This is a genomic window from Chryseobacterium sp. R2ACT005 (assembly GCF_049949215.1).
Classification (GTDB): domain Bacteria; phylum Bacteroidota; class Bacteroidia; order Flavobacteriales; family Weeksellaceae; genus Chryseobacterium.
In genome coordinates this window covers 1,337,823-1,360,690 of record NZ_CP188192.1, presented here as the reverse complement: position 1 = coordinate 1,360,690, position 22,868 = coordinate 1,337,823, and the positions used below count along the sequence as shown (strand labels likewise).

At 35.6% G+C, this 22,868-nt stretch carries 21 protein-coding genes and 1 tRNA gene; 1 reads left to right on the top strand and 21 read right to left on the bottom strand.

Going from position 1 to position 22,868, the window contains the following annotated elements:
* Nucleotides 1–5 precede the first annotated feature (5 nt).
* The 3 genes from ACPF63_RS06170 to ACPF63_RS06160 are packed head-to-tail and all read right to left on the bottom strand — an operon-like array spanning nucleotide 6 to nucleotide 3,655.
* Nucleotides 6–2,036 carry a recombinase gene (locus tag ACPF63_RS06170; protein WP_426482408.1) on the bottom strand — a complete coding sequence of 677 codons (2,031 nt, stop codon included), beginning with the start codon at nucleotides 2,034–2,036 and terminating at the stop codon, nucleotides 6–8.
* A gap of 13 nt (nucleotides 2,037–2,049) precedes the next feature.
* Entirely contained in the window at nucleotides 2,050–2,694 is a 645-nt protein-coding gene (mtgA, locus tag ACPF63_RS06165; RefSeq protein ID WP_426482407.1) for a monofunctional biosynthetic peptidoglycan transglycosylase, read from the bottom strand.
* 43 nt (nucleotides 2,695–2,737) lie between these two features.
* Nucleotides 2,738–3,655 carry an ABC transporter substrate-binding protein gene (locus ACPF63_RS06160; RefSeq protein ID WP_426482406.1) on the bottom strand — a complete coding sequence of 306 codons (918 nt, stop codon included), beginning with the start codon at nucleotides 3,653–3,655 and terminating at the stop codon, nucleotides 2,738–2,740.
* A 189-nt stretch (nucleotides 3,656–3,844) separates the two neighbouring features.
* On the opposite strand from ACPF63_RS06160, the gene ACPF63_RS06155 reads away from it, so the two are divergent.
* Nucleotides 3,845–3,921: transfer RNA gene (locus tag ACPF63_RS06155), tRNA-Arg, on the top strand.
* 250 nt (nucleotides 3,922–4,171) lie between these two features.
* Here ACPF63_RS06155 and ACPF63_RS06150 read toward each other — a convergent pair.
* The 18 genes from ACPF63_RS06150 to ACPF63_RS06065 form a co-directional block, all read right to left on the bottom strand.
* Complete coding sequence (locus ACPF63_RS06150) at nucleotides 4,172–4,582, bottom strand: hypothetical protein (protein WP_426482405.1); 411 nt, start codon at nucleotides 4,580–4,582, stop codon at nucleotides 4,172–4,174.
* A gap of 145 nt (nucleotides 4,583–4,727) precedes the next feature.
* Nucleotides 4,728–5,207 (bottom strand): hypothetical protein, encoded by a 480-nt coding sequence (locus ACPF63_RS06145; RefSeq protein WP_426482404.1) that lies wholly within the window; start codon nucleotides 5,205–5,207, stop codon nucleotides 4,728–4,730.
* A gap of 14 nt (nucleotides 5,208–5,221) precedes the next feature.
* The gene (locus tag ACPF63_RS06140) at nucleotides 5,222–5,623 is read right to left on the bottom strand and encodes a hypothetical protein (protein ID WP_426482403.1); all 402 of its coding nucleotides are present in this window, start codon (nucleotides 5,621–5,623) and stop codon (nucleotides 5,222–5,224) included.
* Between the two features lie 132 nt (nucleotides 5,624–5,755).
* Complete coding sequence (locus ACPF63_RS06135; RefSeq protein WP_426482402.1) at nucleotides 5,756–6,232, bottom strand: hypothetical protein; 477 nt, start codon at nucleotides 6,230–6,232, stop codon at nucleotides 5,756–5,758.
* Nucleotides 6,233–6,486: 254 nt separating this feature from the next.
* On the bottom strand, nucleotides 6,487–6,795 hold the full coding sequence (locus ACPF63_RS06130) for a hypothetical protein (RefSeq protein WP_426482401.1): 309 nt from the start codon (nucleotides 6,793–6,795) through the stop codon (nucleotides 6,487–6,489).
* Between the two features lie 130 nt (nucleotides 6,796–6,925).
* A complete protein-coding gene (locus ACPF63_RS06125) occupies nucleotides 6,926–7,216 on the bottom strand; it encodes a hypothetical protein (protein ID WP_426482400.1) in 291 nt (96 codons plus the stop codon).
* An 85-nt stretch (nucleotides 7,217–7,301) separates the two neighbouring features.
* The gene (locus ACPF63_RS06120; protein ID WP_426482399.1) at nucleotides 7,302–7,628 is read right to left on the bottom strand and encodes a hypothetical protein; all 327 of its coding nucleotides are present in this window, start codon (nucleotides 7,626–7,628) and stop codon (nucleotides 7,302–7,304) included.
* Nucleotides 7,629–7,972: 344 nt separating this feature from the next.
* Nucleotides 7,973–8,512, bottom strand: a complete 540-nt coding sequence (locus tag ACPF63_RS06115) for a hypothetical protein (RefSeq protein ID WP_426482398.1) — start codon at nucleotides 8,510–8,512, stop codon at nucleotides 7,973–7,975.
* A 4-nt stretch (nucleotides 8,513–8,516) separates the two neighbouring features.
* A complete protein-coding gene (locus ACPF63_RS06110) occupies nucleotides 8,517–9,449 on the bottom strand; it encodes a hypothetical protein (RefSeq protein WP_426482397.1) in 933 nt (310 codons plus the stop codon).
* A 186-nt stretch (nucleotides 9,450–9,635) separates the two neighbouring features.
* Nucleotides 9,636–10,013: a hypothetical protein gene (locus ACPF63_RS06105; protein ID WP_414845052.1), complete on the bottom strand. Its 378-nt coding sequence runs from the start codon at nucleotides 10,011–10,013 to the stop codon at nucleotides 9,636–9,638.
* A 30-nt stretch (nucleotides 10,014–10,043) separates the two neighbouring features.
* A complete protein-coding gene (locus ACPF63_RS06100) occupies nucleotides 10,044–10,664 on the bottom strand; it encodes a hypothetical protein (RefSeq protein ID WP_426482396.1) in 621 nt (206 codons plus the stop codon).
* The gene (locus ACPF63_RS06095; RefSeq protein ID WP_426482395.1) at nucleotides 10,664–12,517 is read right to left on the bottom strand and encodes a polymorphic toxin-type HINT domain-containing protein; all 1,854 of its coding nucleotides are present in this window, start codon (nucleotides 12,515–12,517) and stop codon (nucleotides 10,664–10,666) included. The genes ACPF63_RS06100 and ACPF63_RS06095 overlap by 1 nt, the downstream gene beginning before the upstream one ends.
* A gap of 14 nt (nucleotides 12,518–12,531) precedes the next feature.
* Nucleotides 12,532–13,440, bottom strand: coding sequence for a carbohydrate kinase family protein (locus ACPF63_RS06090; protein WP_426482394.1), 909 nt, complete (start codon nucleotides 13,438–13,440; stop codon nucleotides 12,532–12,534).
* A 3-nt stretch (nucleotides 13,441–13,443) separates the two neighbouring features.
* Entirely contained in the window at nucleotides 13,444–14,985 is a 1,542-nt protein-coding gene (locus ACPF63_RS06085; RefSeq protein WP_426482393.1) for a glycoside hydrolase domain-containing protein, read from the bottom strand.
* Between the two features lie 11 nt (nucleotides 14,986–14,996).
* On the bottom strand, nucleotides 14,997–16,391 hold the full coding sequence (locus tag ACPF63_RS06080) for a DUF4960 domain-containing protein (RefSeq protein WP_426482392.1): 1,395 nt from the start codon (nucleotides 16,389–16,391) through the stop codon (nucleotides 14,997–14,999).
* A gap of 12 nt (nucleotides 16,392–16,403) precedes the next feature.
* The gene (locus ACPF63_RS06075) at nucleotides 16,404–18,101 is read right to left on the bottom strand and encodes a RagB/SusD family nutrient uptake outer membrane protein (RefSeq protein WP_426482391.1); all 1,698 of its coding nucleotides are present in this window, start codon (nucleotides 18,099–18,101) and stop codon (nucleotides 16,404–16,406) included.
* A 17-nt stretch (nucleotides 18,102–18,118) separates the two neighbouring features.
* Entirely contained in the window at nucleotides 18,119–21,220 is a 3,102-nt protein-coding gene (locus ACPF63_RS06070) for a SusC/RagA family TonB-linked outer membrane protein (protein WP_426482390.1), read from the bottom strand.
* 10 nt (nucleotides 21,221–21,230) lie between these two features.
* Nucleotides 21,231–22,793 carry a glycoside hydrolase family 32 protein gene (locus ACPF63_RS06065; protein WP_426482389.1) on the bottom strand — a complete coding sequence of 521 codons (1,563 nt, stop codon included), beginning with the start codon at nucleotides 22,791–22,793 and terminating at the stop codon, nucleotides 21,231–21,233.
* Between the last annotated feature and the right edge of the window lie 75 nt (nucleotides 22,794–22,868).

The window sequence follows — 22,868 nt, the reverse complement described above, 5'->3', positions numbered from 1 at the left end:
TTTATTTAATGCTCTTCAGATTTATTGGAAATAGTACTGCTCATCAGGTCATCTGCTTTTTTATCCAATCTTGAACTTAATGGCAGGAAGAATTTCAGCGGATGCTTTGTAAAATATCTGAAAATTTCTTTATAGATATCACTTACCTGTCCAAAATTCATTTTTCTCGATCTGAATGCCAGGAACATGGATAAACTGAAACTTACCAGGAAGTTGAAGAAACCAATAAGGAAAACCGTTACAAAAGACATCCAGAATGTATAGGAATCTACTGAAAAATCTTTTCCATACAATCCCAACGCAAAGTTACCCGCTGCAAAGGTGATGTGTCTGATATCCAGATCCAGCCCGAAAAACATTCCTACCGGAGCTGTTGCTCCAAGGAACACCCCGAACCAAAAATTGGAAACAATCCCAGGCCAGTTTTTAGCGTAATATTTTGAAAGTCCTTTTGCGAATTTCTTTCCGAAAAAGCTTCTGATTGAAAGATTTTTGGCAATTCTTTCCGGAATCTGGTAAAACACAGAATTGTTCCCGATATTTCCTGAAATAATTCCTGAAATAAAAAGATAAAACCCTGCAATACTTGCATGCAGAATCGCTTTTGATTTAAAAGGATCAAGGTCTTTTAATAGTTTATCAGATCTGTCTACTGCCAGATTTTGTGAGAAAAATACATCCAGTCCATAAATAATGGCAAGCGCCACCGGAAAAGCGAGTAATACATTTCCTACAAAGGCAATAAACTGACTTCGGAACAGTTTGGATACCAAATGGGCAAATTCAGTATTATTTCTTTGGGCCTTTCCTTCTTCAGACAATACTTTTGTCATGGTAGCAGCAGTCATAGCCGGCTGTTTTGTAGCAAGAGTAAAGCCCATCAGATAGATCATTACGAATCCCATTGCATAATTCATCGAATACAGAAAAGCGTGTGAAAAGTCACTTCCCGGAATATACCCGTACAGCATTTTCAAAACACAAAGTGCTCCTACAATGATTCCACCACCACTCGCCTTGTAGAACATCGTCATATATTCCTTTCGGGTAGAAGTGATGTAATGCGTTCCGGCTTCTGCGGTATGATTGGTAATAAGGTGGGAAATCAGCCTTGTACTATCGTTAATCAGATCAGAAATATTGTTTTTATGAGATTTATAGCTCAGAATATTAAAGACCAACTGTTTAGATTTTATCAGAGCATCTTCATCGGTATCAATGACCAATAACTGTACGATATCATAAATCCGTTCAGTCTGCTGGCGAATCTTAAGCAGGGATTGGTTAATCTTTCCGGAAATACCATATTTAGCGGAATTTTTAAAAGCAATATTTACAAACTCCTGACATTGCTCTGCGTAGATTTTTATCTGTTTATATCTGCTGTCTTTAGAGTGAAGCTGAAGTTCGGGTTCTTTTACCAGATCATCTGCTAATGTTTCCAGCTCATTCTGAAGGGCAAGAAAAGGATTGTCCAGATTTCTGTACTGTGGGGCCATTCTCACCACTTCCACCTCCATAGCCATCCCAGTAACCCTCCAGGAAAGAATATTCATAGAGAAAATGAGTTCTTTTTTCACATTGGGTTTCAGAATAAAATCTGATGCCCCCAGCATGTTTAAAAATTCATCAATCTCATTTTCGGGAAGGTTATGCAGGTATCTCAGATCTTTCTTAGGTCTCAGACTCACATTATCAATCATAAACCACACTGTCTTTTCGTTTTCAACGGGTGGTAAAACCTTGTTCAGGATTCTTTTTTTAAGCTCCGGAAAGAAGGCATTCTCTGAAAGAATATTAGCTTCCGTCAACGAAAGATTGAAAGGTCGTCCTCTAAAAATATTGTGGATGTAATATTTAAAGTTCTCAGCAAAATTAGGATTGCTTCTGAAAAAATTGAGCACATCTGTAAAGTCTGCCTCTTTGATGGTCTCTAAAAACTCTGCAAAGGGTTCTAAAGAAAGGGTTTCATTCTTAAAAGAAAAATATTTTTTAAGAACTGACTCAAAGTTTGTGCTGGAATTAAAGAATTTCATTAGTACAAAGATACTATTTCAAACTCACATTCCTCATCTGTCTCATAATCCAATTATGTTTCTTTCTTAAATAGGGAGATGGATTTTTAGGGTCGTATTTTTTTGGATTAGGCAATACAGCGGCGATCCAGGCTGCATCTGAAGCACTTAGGTCTTTGGATGATTTTCCAAAATAATATTGTGCAGCAGCTTCCACTCCAAATACACCCTGCCCCATTTCAATGGAATTCAGGTATCTTTCAAGGATAATATCTTTACTCCATACTTTTTCAATGATAAAAGTATAGACTGCTTCCAGCCCTTTTCTCACCCAGCTTCTGCCCTGCCAAAGAAATATATTTTTTGCGGTCTGCTGGGAAATTGTACTTCCTCCTCTTATTTTTTTGCCTTTCTCATTATATTTCATCGCTTTTTCGATTGCTGTATAATCGAAACCATTATGATCAAAGAATTTCTGGTCTTCAGAAGCAATTACGGCTTTTTTCACATTGCTTCCCATTTCGTCATAGGAAATATAATCTCTGTGTAGTTTTCCATATTCAAAAAGCCCTCCTATCTGGGTAAGGGTAATCGGGGGATTAAAAAATCTGCCCCAGATAATAAAAACTACATTCAGAACAAGAATGATGAAAATAAGCTGTTTAATTTTTTTCCACATAATTTTATAAAAAGGAAAGGCAAAAATAAGCAAATAGTACGAGTTACTGCAATTCTTTCATATAAGTAAGCTGATAATCCGGTAAAAGTTCCGGATGAAAGATTTTAATATAATCTTTCAGGATCAAATCTGCCCTTACTACACCACTTTCAAAGAAATCGTTGGCTTTCAGTTTTTCTTTTCCTGCTATGGTGTAAATTTTTCCTTTATTGAATACATCCAGTTTTCCGTAGAAAGGATTCATCCCCAACATTTCTTTTTTTGAGGTATGACTTCCTGCATTCACCCAATACTGAACACCTCCAGCTTTGGCATATACTTCTTCAAAACTCATCGTCAATGCCTTTTCATCTTTATTGTCCTTCATGACATAATTGGCATTGGCATCCGAAATATAATGGGCAACAGAGGTATTTCCACCAGGAAGATACCATACATCCCCGTACATTTCATTAGCCAGTACCAAAGGTTTTTCTTTAGCCTTTGATGCAAGCTGTTTCAGATCATTATAATTTTTTTCAACTTCCTGATATTTCGTTTCCGCTTCTTTTTCCTTTCCTAAAAACTCTCCGAAAAGTTTAATATAAGCTGTCTTTTCCAAAGGCTTCTGCTCCATGTATTCATCCAGAAATATCACCTGAATACCATTGTTTTTTAGCAGTTCGTAAGTATTGTCAAAGCTGGCAATATGATTGGTAAAAATAGCATCCGGCTTCATGGAGATAATCTTCTCTACATCATATTTCTGCTCGCTTCCTACGTTCTGGATTTTTCCTTCTTTAAGCATATTCTGAATTTTTTCTGAATAAATATATTCCGGGCTGGAAACTCCTATGATTAGATTTTCTGCTCCAAGCTCTGAAATATACCCTGCCATACTTGCATTCAGCAGAATTATTTTCTTGAATGGAGTCTGATTTTGTTTAAAATGATAAGTGAAATTCCCCGATTTTAGCTCCAAGGTGCCATCATGTTCCTTAAATTGGGTCCGGGCGGAGATATTTGTCCAATCTGAGGACGAAATTTTTGATTCTCTTTTACAAGCTGTTAGCGCAAAAACCGTAAATAAAAGTAAAATTCTTTGTTTCATCTTTCAAAGAACGGAAAAAAGTGCTATATTTGCAAACCTTTAAACAACAAGGTAACACAAGGCCTCGTGGCGCAACTGAATAGCGCATCTGATTACGGCTCAGAAGGTTACAGGTTTGAATCCTGTCGAGGTCACCAAAAGCCAAATAGCGCCAACTGAATACAGTTGGCGCTATTTTTATTTACTTTGAATAATTGTTTTTTAGTTTACAATTTAATGTGTACAAGTAAAGATAATACTCATAATTCTTTAACATTAGTTAATCTGGAAAAAATTCTTTATTTGTTTCCTTAACGTAATACACATTGATGAACTTCCTTCCATCAATCTGTATTTTTTCTTTTACCAATACTTTTTTAAAGTCATTAGAAACAAAGTGTATTATACTTAATTATTAAGAAGTATAACTTTTCTTATTTTATTCCTTAATTCTTGACTAAATTTTTTATTATTTTGGGTTGTAATCAAAAGCTGTATAATATTACTGTTTAAATATTCCATTTTAATAATAAAATGGAAACATAAATTTAACCAGTAACCTTGGTCGTGATCAATAATATCTTTCAAGATTAGTTCTATTGGAAAAATATCGGAAAGTAATATATTATTTTTATTAGTTAGCATTGTTAACTGTTTACTCACCGTTTCTATATTTTCAAAAATTATATAAAAAGGATAACCATGGAAATTATTTATATTAATATTTGTCGTTTTACCTTCATAAACTATTTTCCAACAACTATCGTAAAAATAACACTCATAATTAATCTCTGATATATATATTATTCTTATTTCCATATTGTATGATTAACTTTTAGACCTGCTTTCTGTTCCATGCAGTTTACAAATTGTTTTCTGATTTGATTATTCCATCTATGTCCAGAATTTTCATCTGTAATTAATCATTAGTTAGCCATCACAATCTCAATTTGTGAGAAAATTTCTAAAATATGTGCAAAACTTTGCTTGTAAAACGATTTCCACAATTATGACACTGAAGAGTTTTATTTTCCTCATTAATCATTTTTAATTTCTTATCTCTTAATCCAAAATTATTTGGATATATTAACCCCGGGTCAACAGATAAAGCTCCTTTATATACTTTTCCACAGCTAAAACATGTCAAATCATTTACAAAATAAGTTTTAACAGACCTTTCAAAATCTATATCCTGAAATGTATTATTTTCTACTTTTAAATCTACATTAGTAATATCAGTAAAATCTATCCAAAACAGATAATCCAGCATGAAGACTCCCTTCTTATAATACTCTGTAAAAACCGGCCGACATATTTTCAATAGCTCTTCAGAAGAAACATATTTTTTTGCGTCATTAGAAACAAGTATATTATCATTTATTTGGTAATCAAAATTATCCCAATAAATAAATTCCGTATTCTCTGCTTTAATTGATTTATTCATATAACGTGTATGAATTAACCTAATTCTTCTATATCAATCAAATCTGGAAAAATGTATTTATTTGTTTCCTTATCATAATAAACATTAATCGAGGGAACTTCCATATTATGACTTTCAAAAAACCACTTTCTAAACATATAATACATACCCTCAGGCTGATAGTCACAGACATTATATTCTAATTTTTCTATAGAAAAACAGACTGGAAATATTTTGACAAATTGTGTTATACTTTGTATTCCTTTCTTTAAATACTCTAACGAGCTATTATCCAGAAAATTACTCTTTAACATAACAAAGACAGAAGGGCTAACTTCGTACATATTTTTATCATTTTGATTATGATTTATAATTTCCTTTATATTATAAAATATAGCTATTCCCCAGCTTGACTTTAATATTACAAATTCATTCATTAATTTTTTGTTAAATAGGCTTACACCTTATATCTATATTGTTAAGTTGAATTGCATTTTTCTACTGAATTAGTGAGTTTCTGAAAATATACAATTTTTATTTATGAAAGAGTTTTACTTTCATTGACTACATTACTTTGGATTAACATACCATTTCCCAAGCTTTTTATACGAAAAAATATTATATATCAACATTTTAGCAAAATAAGCAGGATAATAAGAATCTATTTTTGCGATCAAGGTTGTATTATCATTTTTTTTAACAGCAATTATATTTGTTTTTGGATACTTCCCGTTTATTTGTTTAAAATTTTCAGCATTGTATTCGTTTGATACATTATTCATTTCAATAAAAAATACTTCATTATAATAACCGTCTATTGCAGATATAATTCGGTCTGTTGTAATTAAAAAGTAAGAATTTTTAAGATCACATTCCATAATAGGAAGCTCATTTACTAAGAGTATAATATCAGATCTAAAATAATCATCTCCTATTATCTTAGTATGAATTTTATCATTAAACGTTATCCAATCTCTTTCTCCTTTATCCATACTTTTCAAAGCAATTTGAATTGCTAATTGTTTAAACTTTCTTATTGCTTTCATTATTTTATCTTTTTCCAAATGTTACAATAATAGACTAAAATTAGCCAGTTCACTTTAAAATGTCTTTACCCGCAGTATAATAGCAACCAAGCTGGTTTCGAAATATCATTCCTCACATTTGTAATTATAATACTTTTTTTGAGATACTACATTTTGGCATAGTACTGCCTTCTCTAATCAAGTGTTAAATTGTTAAAAAAGCCGTTTTTTTTGTACAGCCTCTTTTAATTTTAAGTTTTTCAGGTCAGTAAACCTTAAGCATCAAGATTCTCTCTAGACTCTAAAAATTCATTAAAGGTTTTTCTTAATAATTCTAAAGAATGATATTTTGTTGATGAACGCATTTGAATTAGTTTATACCACTGTAATTCTTCCTTTGTTTCAAAACCTTTTTGTAAAAACGCTGTAAATTCATCAAAAAATTCATTGAGCTCATCTGACTTCTCACTATTTCCAATACTATACCCTAAGAAAAATAAATAAAATTCGATTACATCACTAATCAAATAAACTCCATTTTTTTCTATTACATGCTTTAAAAAAATTATTTCGTCTTTTATCATATTATTGTAGAGTTATAAACTTTAATTTTTGAATTAATTTATTTTATTTCAAATGCTTTGCATTAACCATTCTTTGATAATCTTAAGAAAGATGTTTATTTTATTTTTTGAATTACTATATTTCTGATAATTAAAACTCTAATAAAAATTCTTTATTTTTCTCATACATTTCTTTTATTAATTGTGAATGATTACTGATAATTGTATTAAGGTCACATCCACACCAAGGGCAATATTTTATACCTACTTCTCCTACATGTAAAATTCCTGTTTTATCATCATTATCCTTGTTTCTATATTGTTGAACGAAAAAAAAAGTTTTATCATAGCTATCCTTTTTAACTAAAATTGAAAATCCACTTTGTCCAGCATTATTGATAGCTGTAAAAAGTCCATCACAACAAAAAATATTATTTATCATTTTTATAAGTTTTTTACAGCTTACCAAATAATTTTAAATCCATTAGGCCCTCGTTCAATATTCTTATCATATTTCACATACTAATCTAAGAACTAGACAGAGCATCATGATTCTTAAAAAACTCTTCTAATATATCTAAAAATTTATTCGTCTTTTCTATTTCAGATAAATCTTTATTTACATGCTCAAACTGTGCGAACCAATTCATATTCGGAGCTTTAAAATTAGTTCGGTTTTGATACCATTGTGAAATTTCTCTTTCAAAATCTATATTATAACTAAATCCTAAACTATAAAAAACACCTTCAAAAAAATGGATATAATCTTTTAAAACAGCATTAGCTCCATTAAAAAAAACCATACCAGGGTGCCTTTTTATAATATGTATTAATCCTACAATCTTTGTTTTCATATACATTATTTTACTGTTCTTTTAGAAACAATTTCGGGACAATTCTCTAAATAATTACACAATTTATTTCTAATCTCTGATGTATAGAATCCATTTTGTTGAAAGTTTTTTATTGATGGGAATTCATTATTTATTCTCACCAGTAAAATAAATAATCTCTTCTTTAAAGAAAGAAATTCCTCTATAATTCCATGATATATAAATCATATTATATTTTTAGGTGATAGTGAAGCGAGAATTTATAAAAAATAAATTTCACTTTGTAAATAACTAAAATTAACTGTTATCGTTTCAAAAAATATCAAATCAATACATCTGATACGTTACTGAAATCAATTTCACCCTTAAAAATCCTTTTTATAAATGTTTATTCCCTGATCGCCCATAATTAGAAAATACTTCTGTGTTTTTGAAAATCCACAATACATATATCCTTCATAGCTCATCTCATGAAGCTGAAAAAACCATGATTTTCTTGTTTTATAATTCATTAATCTCGGTATCTTGAAATTATTATGGATATTATTTATTTCCAATTTCCACTCGTTATCTGAAGTTAATAAATTGCCTCCTCCTCCTCTTAATCCAAAAACATCTACAATCTCATTTCTTTCTTTTAATGAATACTTTAAATTATCTGCGGAAAGATTTTTTTTAAAATTTGACTCATAATCTTCCATAGTAATATTTTTATTTTCTATATCATATAAAAAAATACCATCACCATTTACAATTAAAAGATCGTCATTTGTTAACCATCCTATGAGAATAGATGAGTTCAATTTTAGTAATGTGTAAAAACTCCATCCTTCATTTAACTCTACTAACTCTTCGTATAAAAATTCGCTATCGAGTTTTGCTTGTAATACATCTTTAATTTTCATAATATTATTTAACTTTTATTATTTTACCACTTCCTCGTTTCTGCCATTTTAGGAAACCATTAATTTTAGAGGAATGAACACCAATTCTATTATACCCTCCTACCACATTGGCATCAGAGGCAGAAATACTTTTTAGCCCTAATTCTTGTGGGTGTTTAATCTCTAAAATTTTATCTGCATATTTAGAATTAATTTCAAATTTTGTTATTGTACTTCCCGGCTTATTTCTGGCATAATTTAAAGCAGCTGTCTCGTCACCCACAAACATATAAACTGTCTTTGGTTTACCATTCATGGAATTATAAATCACATTATTAGCACCATCCAATTCTAAGAATTGACCAGTTCGTTGCACTCTGTAAACAGATGTTGTTTGTGGTGTAAGAGCTCCAGCTGTCACTAATCCATCGGCGAAAAGAATCGCATTAAATGTAGCATTTTGACCTTCTTCTCCTCCCATTGTATTACCATCCCACTTAGTCATCCTAGTAGCCAGTCCATTATAGTCTCTTTTATCAGAAAGAGGATTAACATTTCTTAGCAAGTTAGCGGCATCAAGACCTCCATTAATAATAGGTTTAATTACTAGCCCAAACATATCTGGAGAAGAAGGCTGATAATCTCTATAGGCTTGTGTCCATTGTCCTAATGTATTATGAGTTCGCCCAGAAGGTGCTTGGGACATTGTCGGGATTGTTCCTGCCGTTGCATTTCTGGATGGTGAATTTCCGAAGCCCAAAAATCTACCAACTCTTTGCAGCCAATTCAATTTTTTGCCTTTAAGCACGATTTCTTCTATAACCCCACCTTCATATACTTTGTTAACGTTCAGTCCTCCAGGCTCTCCTATCCTTTCCCCCATCATTCCTGTAGGATCTGTATAGTTGACAGGATCATTCCAAGTATAGGCATATGGAGACATTGTGATTTCTGCCAATGGATCTACCGATAGCCAGAAGCTTCTTTAATATCTGTCACTAAAATAGCATAATTGCTATAAATCCATTTTCATTACATTCGATTCAAATCCCACTTAAAACAATAATCCACCGCAATTGCAGTGGATTATTGTTATCTACCGACACTACTCCCAGCAGGGAACATCGGAATTCCATATTTATTATTAACGAATCCAGTCTACATCTTTCTGCTGAAATTTAACCTTATCTAATATTTTATAATCATTTTTTAATATCAATTGATACCACTCATCAGGCAAAATCACATTAAAATCAGATACATATTCCGATAGATCTTCTGGCCATATCCAAAAACCATCAGTAAATAATAAAAATTCACCTATTTTTTTATCATTATCTCTAAATAAATGAGGAAAATTAATTTTACTAGACACTGCGATAATACCTCCCGAATTTAAATATGAAATTAACTTATTCTTGTTATAAGACTGATTAATTTCTTTATTAACATACAAATTAACAGATGGATAATCTTTATATCTATTTCCATATTCTTTCCAAAATCCAAATTCTTTATACATTTTATTTTTTATCTATATCGGCTGGCAAGATCATGATTCTATTAATGGAATATCTTTATAATTATCAACTCTGAGATTTAAAACATATGCTATTATTTTATCAACATCTGTTTCGGGACATGTTTTTCCTTCATTCCAAGCTGGTTGTTCCGGAATAAATCTTAATTTACACATGTTTTCTTTAAAAAATAACACTTCAATGTTAAAAAATAATTTTTTATCTCCTTTTGTTAAACCAAAAATACTAAGATTAAGTATTATACTTTCCATATTTTCATTATTTGTATAATGAAAATTCCAGGAATCATTTGTAATTCCATTTTTTTGTAATCTATATAAGAAATAATGATATAACTCAAATCTGATATCATTAGTTGCTCTAATAAGGTATTGAAAATATTCAAGCGCGAAATTAATTGATTGAAACGTTTTATATGTATTCTCTTTTTTAAGGTATAGTATTTTTTTTGGGTATAAATATAAACTTTCATCAAAAAAAACAATTATTTCTTTTTCATTTCCTTCAATGCAAACATTTCTATTCTTTGCTATTATTTTTCCATTTTGAACATACAGAAATTCAAAGAAAGGATTAACACCTGTACTACAATATAAATTAAAAAGTGTTATTTTTAAATTTTCAAAATCCATTATTTTAATTTATTAATTATTATTTTGTGATCTATAAATACCTGAAAACCTCCATCTGGATACACTTTAGTATAATTACCTCCTGTTTCGCTACCAGCCTGATATATTGTTTTAACTCCATCTTGAACGACTACATTATTTTCTCCAACTAATTTTAAAATTCGTTTATCTGTTCTCGTTTTGTCTAATGCTTTAAATACATTCTCTAAATGATTAATAGTAGCTTCTTGAGACGTAAGAGTTTTTGTTTCAATATTTGCCGCATATTCCATAAACTTTGCAAGTCGCTCAGGCCAACAAGTATTATGCACTAAAATACTTTTTTCAGAAACGTAATAATTATGGTTGTCTTCCACTTCAAAGTTATAGACTTCTACTTTTTCATCCAAGAAAATAATAGATTCCAGCAAAGAAGTTTTACCATCTAAAGTAGTTAAGTACATTCCTTTGGTAAGTTCTTTGGCTTCTATCCAGCCTCCGCTTACATAGAATGGGTGTTCCGGAGTACATATAATTTCCGTACCATTTACAGAGATTTTCACCAATGAATAAGAAATATTACGGGATAATTCCAGAACTTTTTTCAGTTCCTTTTTGCCTGTTTCTTCATTATAACTCCATACCAGATCGCCTTTCCTGACTTCTTCAATCTTTCTGTTTCCTTTTTCTGTGGCAACTAAAGTTCCTTTTGCAAAACATATACTTATTAATCCTTTTGTTAGCTGTCTTACAGGAACACAAACAATACCTTTGGCAGCATTTAAATACTTTACGGGAATCAGTTCAGGAAGGATTGTCAATGGTGCTTCCTGTAACGCGATCAATGTTGTATACGCTAGCTGAGATGAAGGATTTGCATATGGATTATCTGGAACAGGTCCTATAGTTGGTCCCGAAGGATTCGGAGCTGGTGCAGGATAATTATTAATAACATTGGAACCTTCCAACTGACTTTGGATATCCCCCGTATAAACTCCCCAGTCCCTATTATATCGCATCCCATCTCTTGAGAATGTCGCTCTGTTTCCGGTTCCATTTCCATAATTAGTATTTACTGACCAGTCGCCATCATTATGTTTATATACATTAACATCATTATTTCCAAAGCGCATAGAGTTGGCATATCGTTCTGCATTTCTACGTGCTTTAGACCAAAAAATAATATGCCAAAAACTATCAGGATTTTTCCCTCCAGGCTCCCCTATCCTTTCCCCCATCATCCCTGTAGGATCTGTATAGTTTACAGGATCATTCCATGTATAGGCATATGGTGACATGGTGATTTCTACCAATGGATCTACCGATAGCCAGAAGCTTCTTTGCGGATCATAATACCTCGCTCCATAATAATACCATCCAGTTTGAGAATCAAATTCTTTGCCGTTGTATTTATAAGGATTACCATATTCATTATTGGATAATTCCATCAATGGTTCTCCGAACGGCATATACTCATACCAGTTGGTGATTTTAGATACGCTATTTGTTAGCACTGAAGAGCTTCCCAAATGATCAGGATGTATCCAATACATTTCAGAACTCAGGATTTCCGGAATTGTCTCTCCTGTCAAACACCCATCAGGATTGCTGTTGGTGATTTCATTCAATAAGGCACAGAAGCTTCCGCCGCTGCTCAGCACATCATTATATTTATTCAAGAAACTTTTATAACAAGATTCTTTCTCAGGATCCTGAGAAAAACTAATAATTAACTGCTCAATGACATAATCACAATCCGGCTCATTAGCTAAGGTATTAGACGGAGAGGTATATGTTCCCTGTGTGTCTGCATTGGGAACCCACACAATCTGCGGATACTGAGCCTGAATAGCAATACCTTTTCCGTTCTTCAAAAACTAAACTTCTATCAAACCCGCTCTTTCATAAATTCCACAATTTCATCATTTTGAAGCTTCGGATTAGCTCCCGAATAACTCGCCACCAAAGCACCAACCGCACTTGCAAAATCCAGTGCTGTTTCGGGGTTTTTATCTGATAGCAACTGGGTGATTAAACTTGCCAGAAACGAATCCCCTGCTCCAACCGTGTCGACCACTTTCACAGGGTAGCCACCATGTTTGTAAAATTTATTGTTCCAAAGTAATATTGAGCCATGTTTTCCCAACGTGACACAAACAGAACTTGTATTTGTTTTTTCTGAAATGAAACGGATGTTTTCTTCAATATCATCTGATTTAAAACCCAACTCACCGGCAATTTCAAGGATTTCTTCATCGTTAAATTTAATGAAATCAGATTTGTTCATTAATTGTTCCAGAAGCTCAATATGGTAGAAAGGCTTTCTCAGATTCACATCAAAAACCTTAAACATTTCAGGGTTGGAATCCAGTAGCCTGAAAAGCGTGTTTCTTGAAGCATCATTCCTGCAGACAAGGCTTCCGTAAAAAAAGACATCGGCATTTTTAACGACATTCAAAGTATCATTATTGATTTCAATAAAATCCCAGGCAGAAGGAAATTTGATTTCATAAGTTGCGGAACCACGTTCATTCAGTGTTACCTGGACAATACCCGTATCATAATTCTGGGTTGTCATAATTCCGCTGGTATCAAGTTGATTTTCTCTAACGTAGTCACAAATTACTTTTCCATCCTCATCATTACCAACAGCACTTATCATCGCTACCGGAAATCCGAAAGACGCCGTTCTGAGTGCCAGATTGAGCGGAGCACCGCCGATTTTCTTTTCTCCACCAAAGACATCGAAGAGAACTTCTCCGTAGCTTACTGCATTTATTTTTTTATTAAGAAACATTAATTAAGGATTTTTAACATTAATATTGTTGAATGAACTGTCCGAAGTACCAAAAATACTCCATTTTTTGTTTACAACATTGTACACACGATTGCTGAACGCTAATTTATCATTCACATACACTACACAAACATCATTGCTGATGAAAACCGTTACGTTATAATTGGTTCCTGAAATTCCAGACAAAGGATAAGCATTGGCAAAATCCTCACTCCCGCCATTCATTACATAACTTACCATTCTGTTGGAAGAAGGTTCAAATGAAATTTTAAAACTATTCTTCCCATCATTATCCTGCGCTAAAATCAATCCTGATTTTCCGTTAACAGAAGCGTTCAACGTAAAGCTGATCTGATTGGCTTTCTGGAGCTTCCCGAACATTACCTGGGAATTCGCGGAAAGATTAAAACTATTCCCGTTCTGAGAAACATTACCTGTAATCTTATCTACTGATAATACAGCATTTTGACCAAATACAGATTGTAATCCTAAAACAGGTTTCACAGCCAGTGTTCCGTCCGAATTCTGAACCAGTCTGTGAGCAACAATATTTCCTGCCCAATCTTTTCCACCGGTATTATTTTCAGGAGTTTTTCTTGCGGTCCAGCCTACCAGATAACGGTTTGTATTATCCGAAACCGTTTTAGCCGCATAGAGATAAGAGCCGTCAAGACGGTCATTCTGAGGTGTGGTCCAGGGTCCGTTTGGCGATGTGGAAATTCGGTAATGCGTTCCGGTATTGCTGCTCCAGTTTTCAGAAAAAACAAGATACCAATAATTGCCCATTTTGAAAAGGTCCGGGCATTCCAGCATAATATAATTTTCGGAAGAACTGGTCGTATAAATCGGATTTTCTACGGTCCAGTTGCCGGTTGCCGGATTGGTGGTGATAAATTTCAGCACAACTGCTTTCTTGTCAGAGGTCTGAGCAGAAACCAGCATCCAATATTTTCCGTCTTCAGAATTAAAGAAAACGTGTGGGTCACGGAATTCATAATCATAATACCCTGCCGGAGCAGTGATTTTAAAATTCTTGATCTTCGTCCAGTTTTTCATATCCGTACTTGTTGCCAACAGAACACTCTCCCGTGGATTACCTGAAAGAAATGAAGCTACTTCATTATGACCCGTATAATAGTAATAATAAGTATTTCCAACCTTTACAAGGCTTCCCGTTCCCACTCCGAAATCGGCTTCTGATGAAGTTCCGTAAGGAATCTGTCTTCCCTGATAAGTAAAATCTGTAAAATTACTGGTCTCGAAGCTGTGAATATCGTGAAATCCTTCTCCTGCAGGTTTTGTTTTTGCATCGTGAAGAAAGAAAAGATGGAACTTCCCGTTTTCATAATAAGGCATTACGTCTCCTGCATAACCTTCTGTATAATAAGGATTATTCTCTCCCATCCATCGGTTGGGTGGCTGAGGAAAGATATTGGTTTTGCTGTAAATATCTTCCGAATTAACCTCCGTATCCGAATCGTGATTCTGACAGGAGAATATTGCCAGCGAAAGTACAGCTGCTACATATATATTTTTAATTGACATTGGTTCTGATATTAATGGGTTACAAGATAATTGAGACTGTTCTCCGTCATCTTTTTGATGTTATCCTGAAACGAGTTGGGCTGGCTTGGGTTTCCGTTCACTGTTTCATTGTACCAGTCGTAGGCACCCGTACAGATGACCATACATTTTTTGTTGGCAGTTCCGCCGGGAAATTCAGCAATAGCGACACGTCCGTCCAAAGTATTGTCCCAAGCCTCGCTGGCAAGATTATTACCACCTGTCTGGTTTCTCCATCCGGCACCATTTACATATCCACCCCAATCCGGAAGGAACCACCAGGCTGTATGATTCAGACGGAATGTACCTTTCTCAAGCAGATTGGCTTTCCCGGATTCGTAAGTCTGAAGACCATCGAAAACAGGATGATTCTCATTTCCTTTGAAAGAGATTCCCCAATCACTTCCTGTATCTATAAATCCGTTCGGAAGAAAATCTCCGAAAACATTATTCGGTCCTTTTCCTGCGGGAACTATTTCCAACGCGTCAACATATTGTGCAGCAAAGCTTGTGAGCAAAATATTTCCTCCACCATTAAGATAGGTTTTGATTTTGGAAGTTACATTCGTATTCAGCGCATCGCCCGGCAGAGCGGTAGCCGAGTCAAAATGCCACCAGATCACATTAATTCCCGTAAGGTTGGCTGCACCACTTGCGACATCAGCAATCGAAACATATACTGCCCCTGAATATTTTCCGAAAAGCCAGTCAGAAGCTGCAATCTCATCCGGATTTGTCAATCCAGTTCTTGTAGCAGCCGTTCCAAGGAATGCAACGGACGGTCCTGAAACAGGCGTTGTTACTTTAGCCGTATACACTTCTGTAATACTGCCATTAGAAACAGTAAACGAAACAGGACTGGTAAAGTTAAGAGTCGTTCCCGATGCAGGATTGATGCTGACGCTGTTTCCTGTTTCTATTACCGGCTGCAATGCGGTAAGATTTGTTCCCTCCGGCATTGTAAGAGAAATGGTTTTGCCCGAATTATTGATAGTAGCAGATAATCCATTGATCTTAAAGCTGATAATAGGATCCTGAGCTTTTACAGTTACCTGATAATCTTTGTAGATATTGCCATTTTTCACTTTGAATTTAACCGGCTGTGAAAAATCAAGCGTTGCTCCTGATGCCGGAGAAACTACTGCTCCCTGCGGAATTTCAATAACCGGAACCAATGTCTTAACGCTTGTCCCGTAAGGAAGTGTGATTGTGATTTTATCATTCTTATGATCAATTTCCCCTGAAACACCATTCACCCTGAAAGAAGAAATATTGACCGAAACATCCGTAACAAGTCCATCTTCATTACTGTTATCACAAGACATTATAATTACGGCTGAAAGTAATACCATTATAACCAACTGCAAATTTTTAAATATACTTTTCATATTTTAATATTTTTAGTAGCCGTTATTTTGTTTATAAACCCCTTGGCTGAAATTGATCTGAGCCAAAGGAATCGGGCAATATTCTTCAATTCCGTGGTCAAATCCTGCCTGAGAATAGTAAGATCTTTTTGTTTTTTCACCGGAATAATAGGTATTCATCGTTCCTGCTGTAACACCCCATCTCACAAGGTCGAAGAAACGGCTTCCTTCCATTGCAAATTCCATTCTTCTCTCCCATCGCAATGCTTTCCTTGCAAAATCCTGGTTCCAGGTACAGTTCACGCCCGGCTCATACTTGCTGATCAGATTGTTCGTGGTATAACTTCCGGTCAAAACCGTACTGTTCGCTGCACGCTGTCTCACCTGATTGATTAATGGCAATGCTTCGTTGATTTGTCCAAGTTCAATTAAGGCTTCGGCCTTCATCAGCAAAACATCAGAATATCTTATGATGATTCTATTTTTGGAATTACCGTAGAAAGGGTCTACATTCACGGTACAGCCACATCCTACAGGTACATTTTCCTTCAATGAAGAATAATAACCATAAGTTCCAGGGCTTCTGCTCCAGCTTTCCTGAAAAATTTTATTTTCTTCATATTTCCAAGGCAGTCCAGGCAAGGCAACCGTATGGTAAAGCCTAGGATCCACTTTATAATTGTTGAGCTGATTGTAATTCAAATCTGTATCATTAAAAGTATCAAACATCGGTAATCCCTGAGCCGTCGTTTTGAATGCGTTCACCAGATTCTGGCTTGGTTTATGAAAATCGCAGCATCCCAAACCTTGTGGCAGAGAAAGAACATCACCGTAATTGAGCCTTCCGAAGAGCGTTCCGTCATTGTCAGAATATTGAATGGAAAAAACTGCCTCCGGGCCGTTCTCATGTGTTCCCGGTAGGAAATTGTACCCGAAATCAGGCTCCAGCGTATAATTTCCGATCACTTGATTGGCAGCATCAATAGATTTCTGAAGCGTAACCGGATTTACCTGCGTTACCGTATAGTTATCATCCTGCTGATACGCCTGATACAGCCTTACTTTAGCAAGATAAGCATAAGCTGCACTTTTCTTGGGTCTTCCCACTTCTGACTGTGTTGCAGGCAGATTAGCCGCTGCAAATTCAAAATTAGAAGCAATAGCTTCCCAAAGTTGCTGGTCGGTTTTTGCTCTGTTGGAGATTTTCGGATAATCATCAATGGGTGTATTTTCATCGACATAAGGCACGTATTTAAATAACGTTTTCAGTAAAAAGTAGTAATGTCCTCTTACGAAACTCATCTCGGCAATCCGCTTTTGCTTGTTTGGGTATTCGGAGTCTGAAAGCTGCTTAAGTGCTGCAATCGCTTTATTACATCTGGAAATCCCTACATAATTGAGATACCATAATCTGTCTAACTCACCAAAATCTGAACGGATATTATTTGAAATTTCAAAAAAGTGAAAAGTCTGGATATCATTGGTTCCGCTTCCTCCTTTGTACGCATCATCAGAACGGACGTTTCCATAAGGCCAAAGACTGAAAGGGGTATCATAGTGGTCATTTCCGAGAGATGCATAGGCTGCAACCACAAAACCATCCACATTCTGAGGTGTTACCACATCAGCTTCCGACAAAACACCTCTTGGTTCATTGTCCAGAAAATCGTTGCAGGAAGTAGTTCCAAGCAAAAAGGCAAAAGCTATTGTAAAAAGTATATTCTTTTTCATTTTTTATTATTTAAAAATTATAAGGAAAAATTAACTCCAAAATTAAACGTCAGCGGTAACGGATAACCGAATGCCGGCGTTTCAGGATCTATTCCTGTAAAGCTTTTGGATTTTATCGTCCAAAGATTCTGAACACTTGCATACATTCTGAAATTAACAATGTTATAATGCTCCATCAGAGATTTCGGGAATGTGTAGCCCAACTGTAGAACCCTCAGCTTCAGATAACTTCCGCTTTCCACATAGTATGATGAGAATCTGGATTCTGCATTGCCATCCACTGTCGTAAGCGCAGGAATATCCGAATTCGGATTCTGAGGTGACCATGCATTCAGAAGTCTTGTTCCTTTATTGGAACCTACATCATCCACGCTCCAGAAATCGGTCTGGTATTTTTTTGAATTGATTACATCTACATCGCTGATGCCTTGCCAGAATGTTGAAAGATCAAAATTTTTATATGAAAAGTTGAGATTGACACCATACATAAATCCCGGATTCGGATTGCCAATCCACGTTCTGTCTTTGTCGTCAATCATTCCATCACCATTTAAATCTGCATAGCGGATTCTTCCCAATCCTTTACCTGACTGACTTGCAGAATTATCCACCTCTGCCTGAGTCCTGAAAAGTCCGTCGGCAACATAACCGTACATTGAGTTTACCGGACGCCCAAGAATATTATCCGTTGTTCCGTTTCCGCCATAATTGTTGATAACGGATTGTGGAAGTTCAGTAATTTTGTTGCGGTTCATCGAGATATTCCCTGAAACTTCGTAACGGAAACCACCTGCGGTTTCATTCTGATAAGACAATGCAACTTCAATCCCTTTGTTTTCCATAGAAGCACCATTGATCCATCGATCTCCTCCTTCTCCGATCACACCAAGATAAGGTGGCAGTACAAGAATGTCTTTTGTTGCTTTTTTATACACATCGACACTTCCTGTCAGTTTTTGATTAAAAAATCCGAAATCCAGACCGAGATTGGTCTGCGTGGTGGTTTCCCATCTCAGGTCATCATTTTTTGTCTGAGTTGCGATAAATCCTGATGGCAGTAATCCGCTTCCGACACCGGAAATATCGTAAGCCGTACCGTAAGATGTTGCCCAAGTTGGATTTCCTCCCGCATAATTTGCTATATAAAGCGAATACACCGCGGAATTACTGATTTCCTGGTTCCCGGTCTGCCCCCAACCCGCTCTTAATCGCAAATCTGAGAAAAACGGAATCAGATTTTCTGCAAAATGTTCCTTATTGATTCTCCATCCTGCCGAGAATGCAGGGAAAGTCCCGAAACGGTTATTTTTACCGAATCTTGAAGAGCCGTCATAGCGCATTGTTGCAGAGAAAAGATAACGATTGTCATAATCATAAGAGAATTTTCCGAAGTAGGACAACAGGCTGTAATAGGTGGAACTTCCTCCATTGAAAGCATCCCCTGTTCCTGCATCGGGATACATATAATCCGGTGTTTCTATCAGGAATCCTTCTTTTCTCAACCAGGTATTTTTATACGTATCCTTGTACATTTCCATTCCACCCAAAACATCAAAATGATGTTTTCCTGCTTTTGCGGTGTATTGTGCGGTATTGGACCACGTCCATTTTTCGGTGTCTGACTGGTCGATGTTTACTGCATTGGTTTTGTTTTGCAGGTAACCTGAAACATAGCTTCTTTGCAACATTCTTTTGTAATAATTGGAAAGATCTATTCCGAAGCTGGATTTTAAAGTCAGATTTTTTACAGGCTGTAATTCTGCATAAACATTTCCGAAGAATCTTTGGTATTGGTAGCCGTTGTCTTTATTATATTCTAAAAGTCTGACAGGGTTTTGCCTGTCATTCATTCCGCCAACCGGTCCTCCCCACCCGATTCCGTCCACAGTATGAACCGGAATAATGGGCAAAGCACGTAAAGCAGGATCCAAAACGCCCGGATCCATCAGTTCATTGGTTTTATTGAAGGTGAAATTCTCCCCGATTTTCAACTTTCCGTCGAAAAAGTTATAAGAAGTATTAACCCGGGCAGACAATCTTTTGAAATTGGTAAGTTTCACGATTCCATCATTGTCATAATACCCCATAGAGAAAAAGTAAGAACCTTTATCCGAAGCGCTTGAAGCAGAAACATCCAGCGAATTGGCAACCCCGGTCTGCGAAACCTCATCATACCAGTTGGTATTGGCTGATTTAATCGTTTTTCCGGCATCCAGGTATTCCGGAACATAGCTGTTGTATAAAGTCGGAATACCATTCTGTACCCCCCAGTCAAAACTGTAGCTCAGGTTGTTGCTATTCGGGTTCAGTCCGTCATTGATGTTGGCCTGCCAAAGCACCTGTCCGAATTGTTTTGCATTCAGAACTTCTGTTTTCTTTGCATATTGTGAATATGCTGTATAATAATTGAGGTCGATTCTCATCTTCCCTTTTTTTCCTTTTTTGGTCGTGATGATGATCACACCATTAGCCGCTCTGGAACCGTATATACTTGCTGAAGAAGCATCTTTCAGTACTTGCATCGATTCGATGTCACTTGAATTAAGCTCGTGCATTCCGGCTTTTGTGGGAACACCGTCTATTACGTACAGAGGATCTGTATTGTTCAGTGTTCCAACCCCGCGAATCAGCACTTTTGTGTTACTGCCGGAAGGAGATCCGTCAGCTGCAATGTTAACACCCGCTACCCTTCCTTGTAAAGATTTGATCGGATTGGGTTCGGTTTGCTTGTTCAGGTCTTTCATATCTACCACAGAAACCGCACCGGTAATGTCTGCTTTTTTCTGTTTGGTATACCCGGTTACGATCACCTCATCTATACCTTTTATTTTCTCTGCAGCTAAAACAATGTTAAGGACTGTTTTTCCATCCACCACGACTTCACGGGTGGAATAATCCGGATACGTGAAAACTAAAGTGTTTCCTTTTTGCAGGTCGTTGATCTGAAATGCACCGCTATTGTCTGTGGTGGTATTGACTCCGGTTTCCGAAACGGTTACGATAACCCCACTTAACGGTTTCTGATTTGAGGAAACTACTTTACCTTTAATGACTTCCTGCGCAAACACATACGAAAAAGGCAGAAGGCAAAAGGCGATGGCTATTTTATATTTCTTCATACTATAGTTTTTATTTGATATTAATCTGATGAGCATTGAAGTTCACCGTACTTCCTTTGGTATCTGTAAATAAGCTCAGTTCCGAGAAGTTTTCATTCGGGAAAAAGATTTCGGTCATTACCTTTTCGCCTTTATTGAAGAAAATTTCGATGGAAGTTTTATCCAATACAATTTTGAACGTTGCGTTTTGATAGTTTTCTGCTAATGGAGCTTTTGAGATCCTGTCTGCAAAATTGTTCTTAAAATCGGTTTTGCCGGATTGGGTACGGTCAATAAACAATTCCTGCTTGTTATTATCAATTCCGAAAATTACACGTTCTCCCAATGAATTTTTCAAAGCAAAAGTGTAAATCCCTTTGGTCATTTTTTTGAGATCAACATCTAAAACTGCTTTGGAAAGGTCTATTTCTCCTTTGCTGATAAGTTTTTTATCCGAAACAAGGTTAATTTCTTTTTTAACTGTCTTTCCTTCGTAATTTTTAAGTTGGGAAACAGGAATATTTTTCAGAGTGTAACCTTCTTTGGTCCTTTCCAATATTACTTCACGAGGAATAGTGGAACTTCCTCTCCATTTTTCTGTAGGCACATTCGGTGAATAGTCCCAGTTTGACATCCAACCTATTATTACTCTTTTGTTATCCGGAACGTTATCAAACGAGACACTCGCATAATTATCGCGTCCCCAATCCAGCCAGACTACTTTTTCTTTTTCAAGCTGCTTTGTAAAAGCATCATCCATTTTGAAAGTTTTTCCGTCAAAATCACCTACAAAATACTGGGCTGCAGAACCTCCGTTTGGCCCACCCGGATTGATGTTAACGATAAGCACCCATTTTTCTTCATTGGTTCCTTCTACCTTTACCGGGAAAAGATCTGGACATTCCCAAACACCACCGTGTCCGCCGAAATCTTTACCAAATTCTGAAAGGAATGTCCAGTCTTTCAGGTTTTTTGAGGCATAAAAATGCTGTCTATCCTGTACCGCCAATCCCATTACCCATTGTTTTCTTTTCGCATCCCAAAAAACTTTCGGATCCCTGAAATCTTTTATTCCGGGATTTTTCAATACCGGATTGTTACTGTATTTGGTCCAGGTTTTTCCATTATCCAAAGAATAAGCGATTGCCTGAGACTGCGTATCAATTTCTCCGGCTTTCTCTTTCTTCATATCATGGTAGGTAAAAATTGCTACCAACGGAACATTTTTTCCATCTCCAAAACCTGATGTATTATCCTTGTCTACAACTGCACTTCCTGAGAATATTGCACCCTTCTCGTCATAGGCAATTGCAGAAGCCAATTCTTCCCATTTTATAAGATCTTTACTGATGGCGTGCCCCCAATGCATCTTACCAAAATCCGGCACGCTCTGAAACGGTGTATGCTGGAAAAATAAATGATAAGTTCCGTTAAGATAAAAGAGACCGTTCGGATCATTCATCCAGCCTTTTTGAGGAGTGAAGTGATAATTGGGCCTGTAAAGTTGCTCTTCGGACGTTTTCGAGTCCGACTGTGCGTTGAGTCCGGAACAAAACGTGAAAGCCATTATTAAAGTCGATATGATTTTCTTCATTATGATTATTTAATAGGAAATTTTCGAATTATTTAAAAATTTTAGAGGTGTTCTTCGCCATGATTATATTGGTTT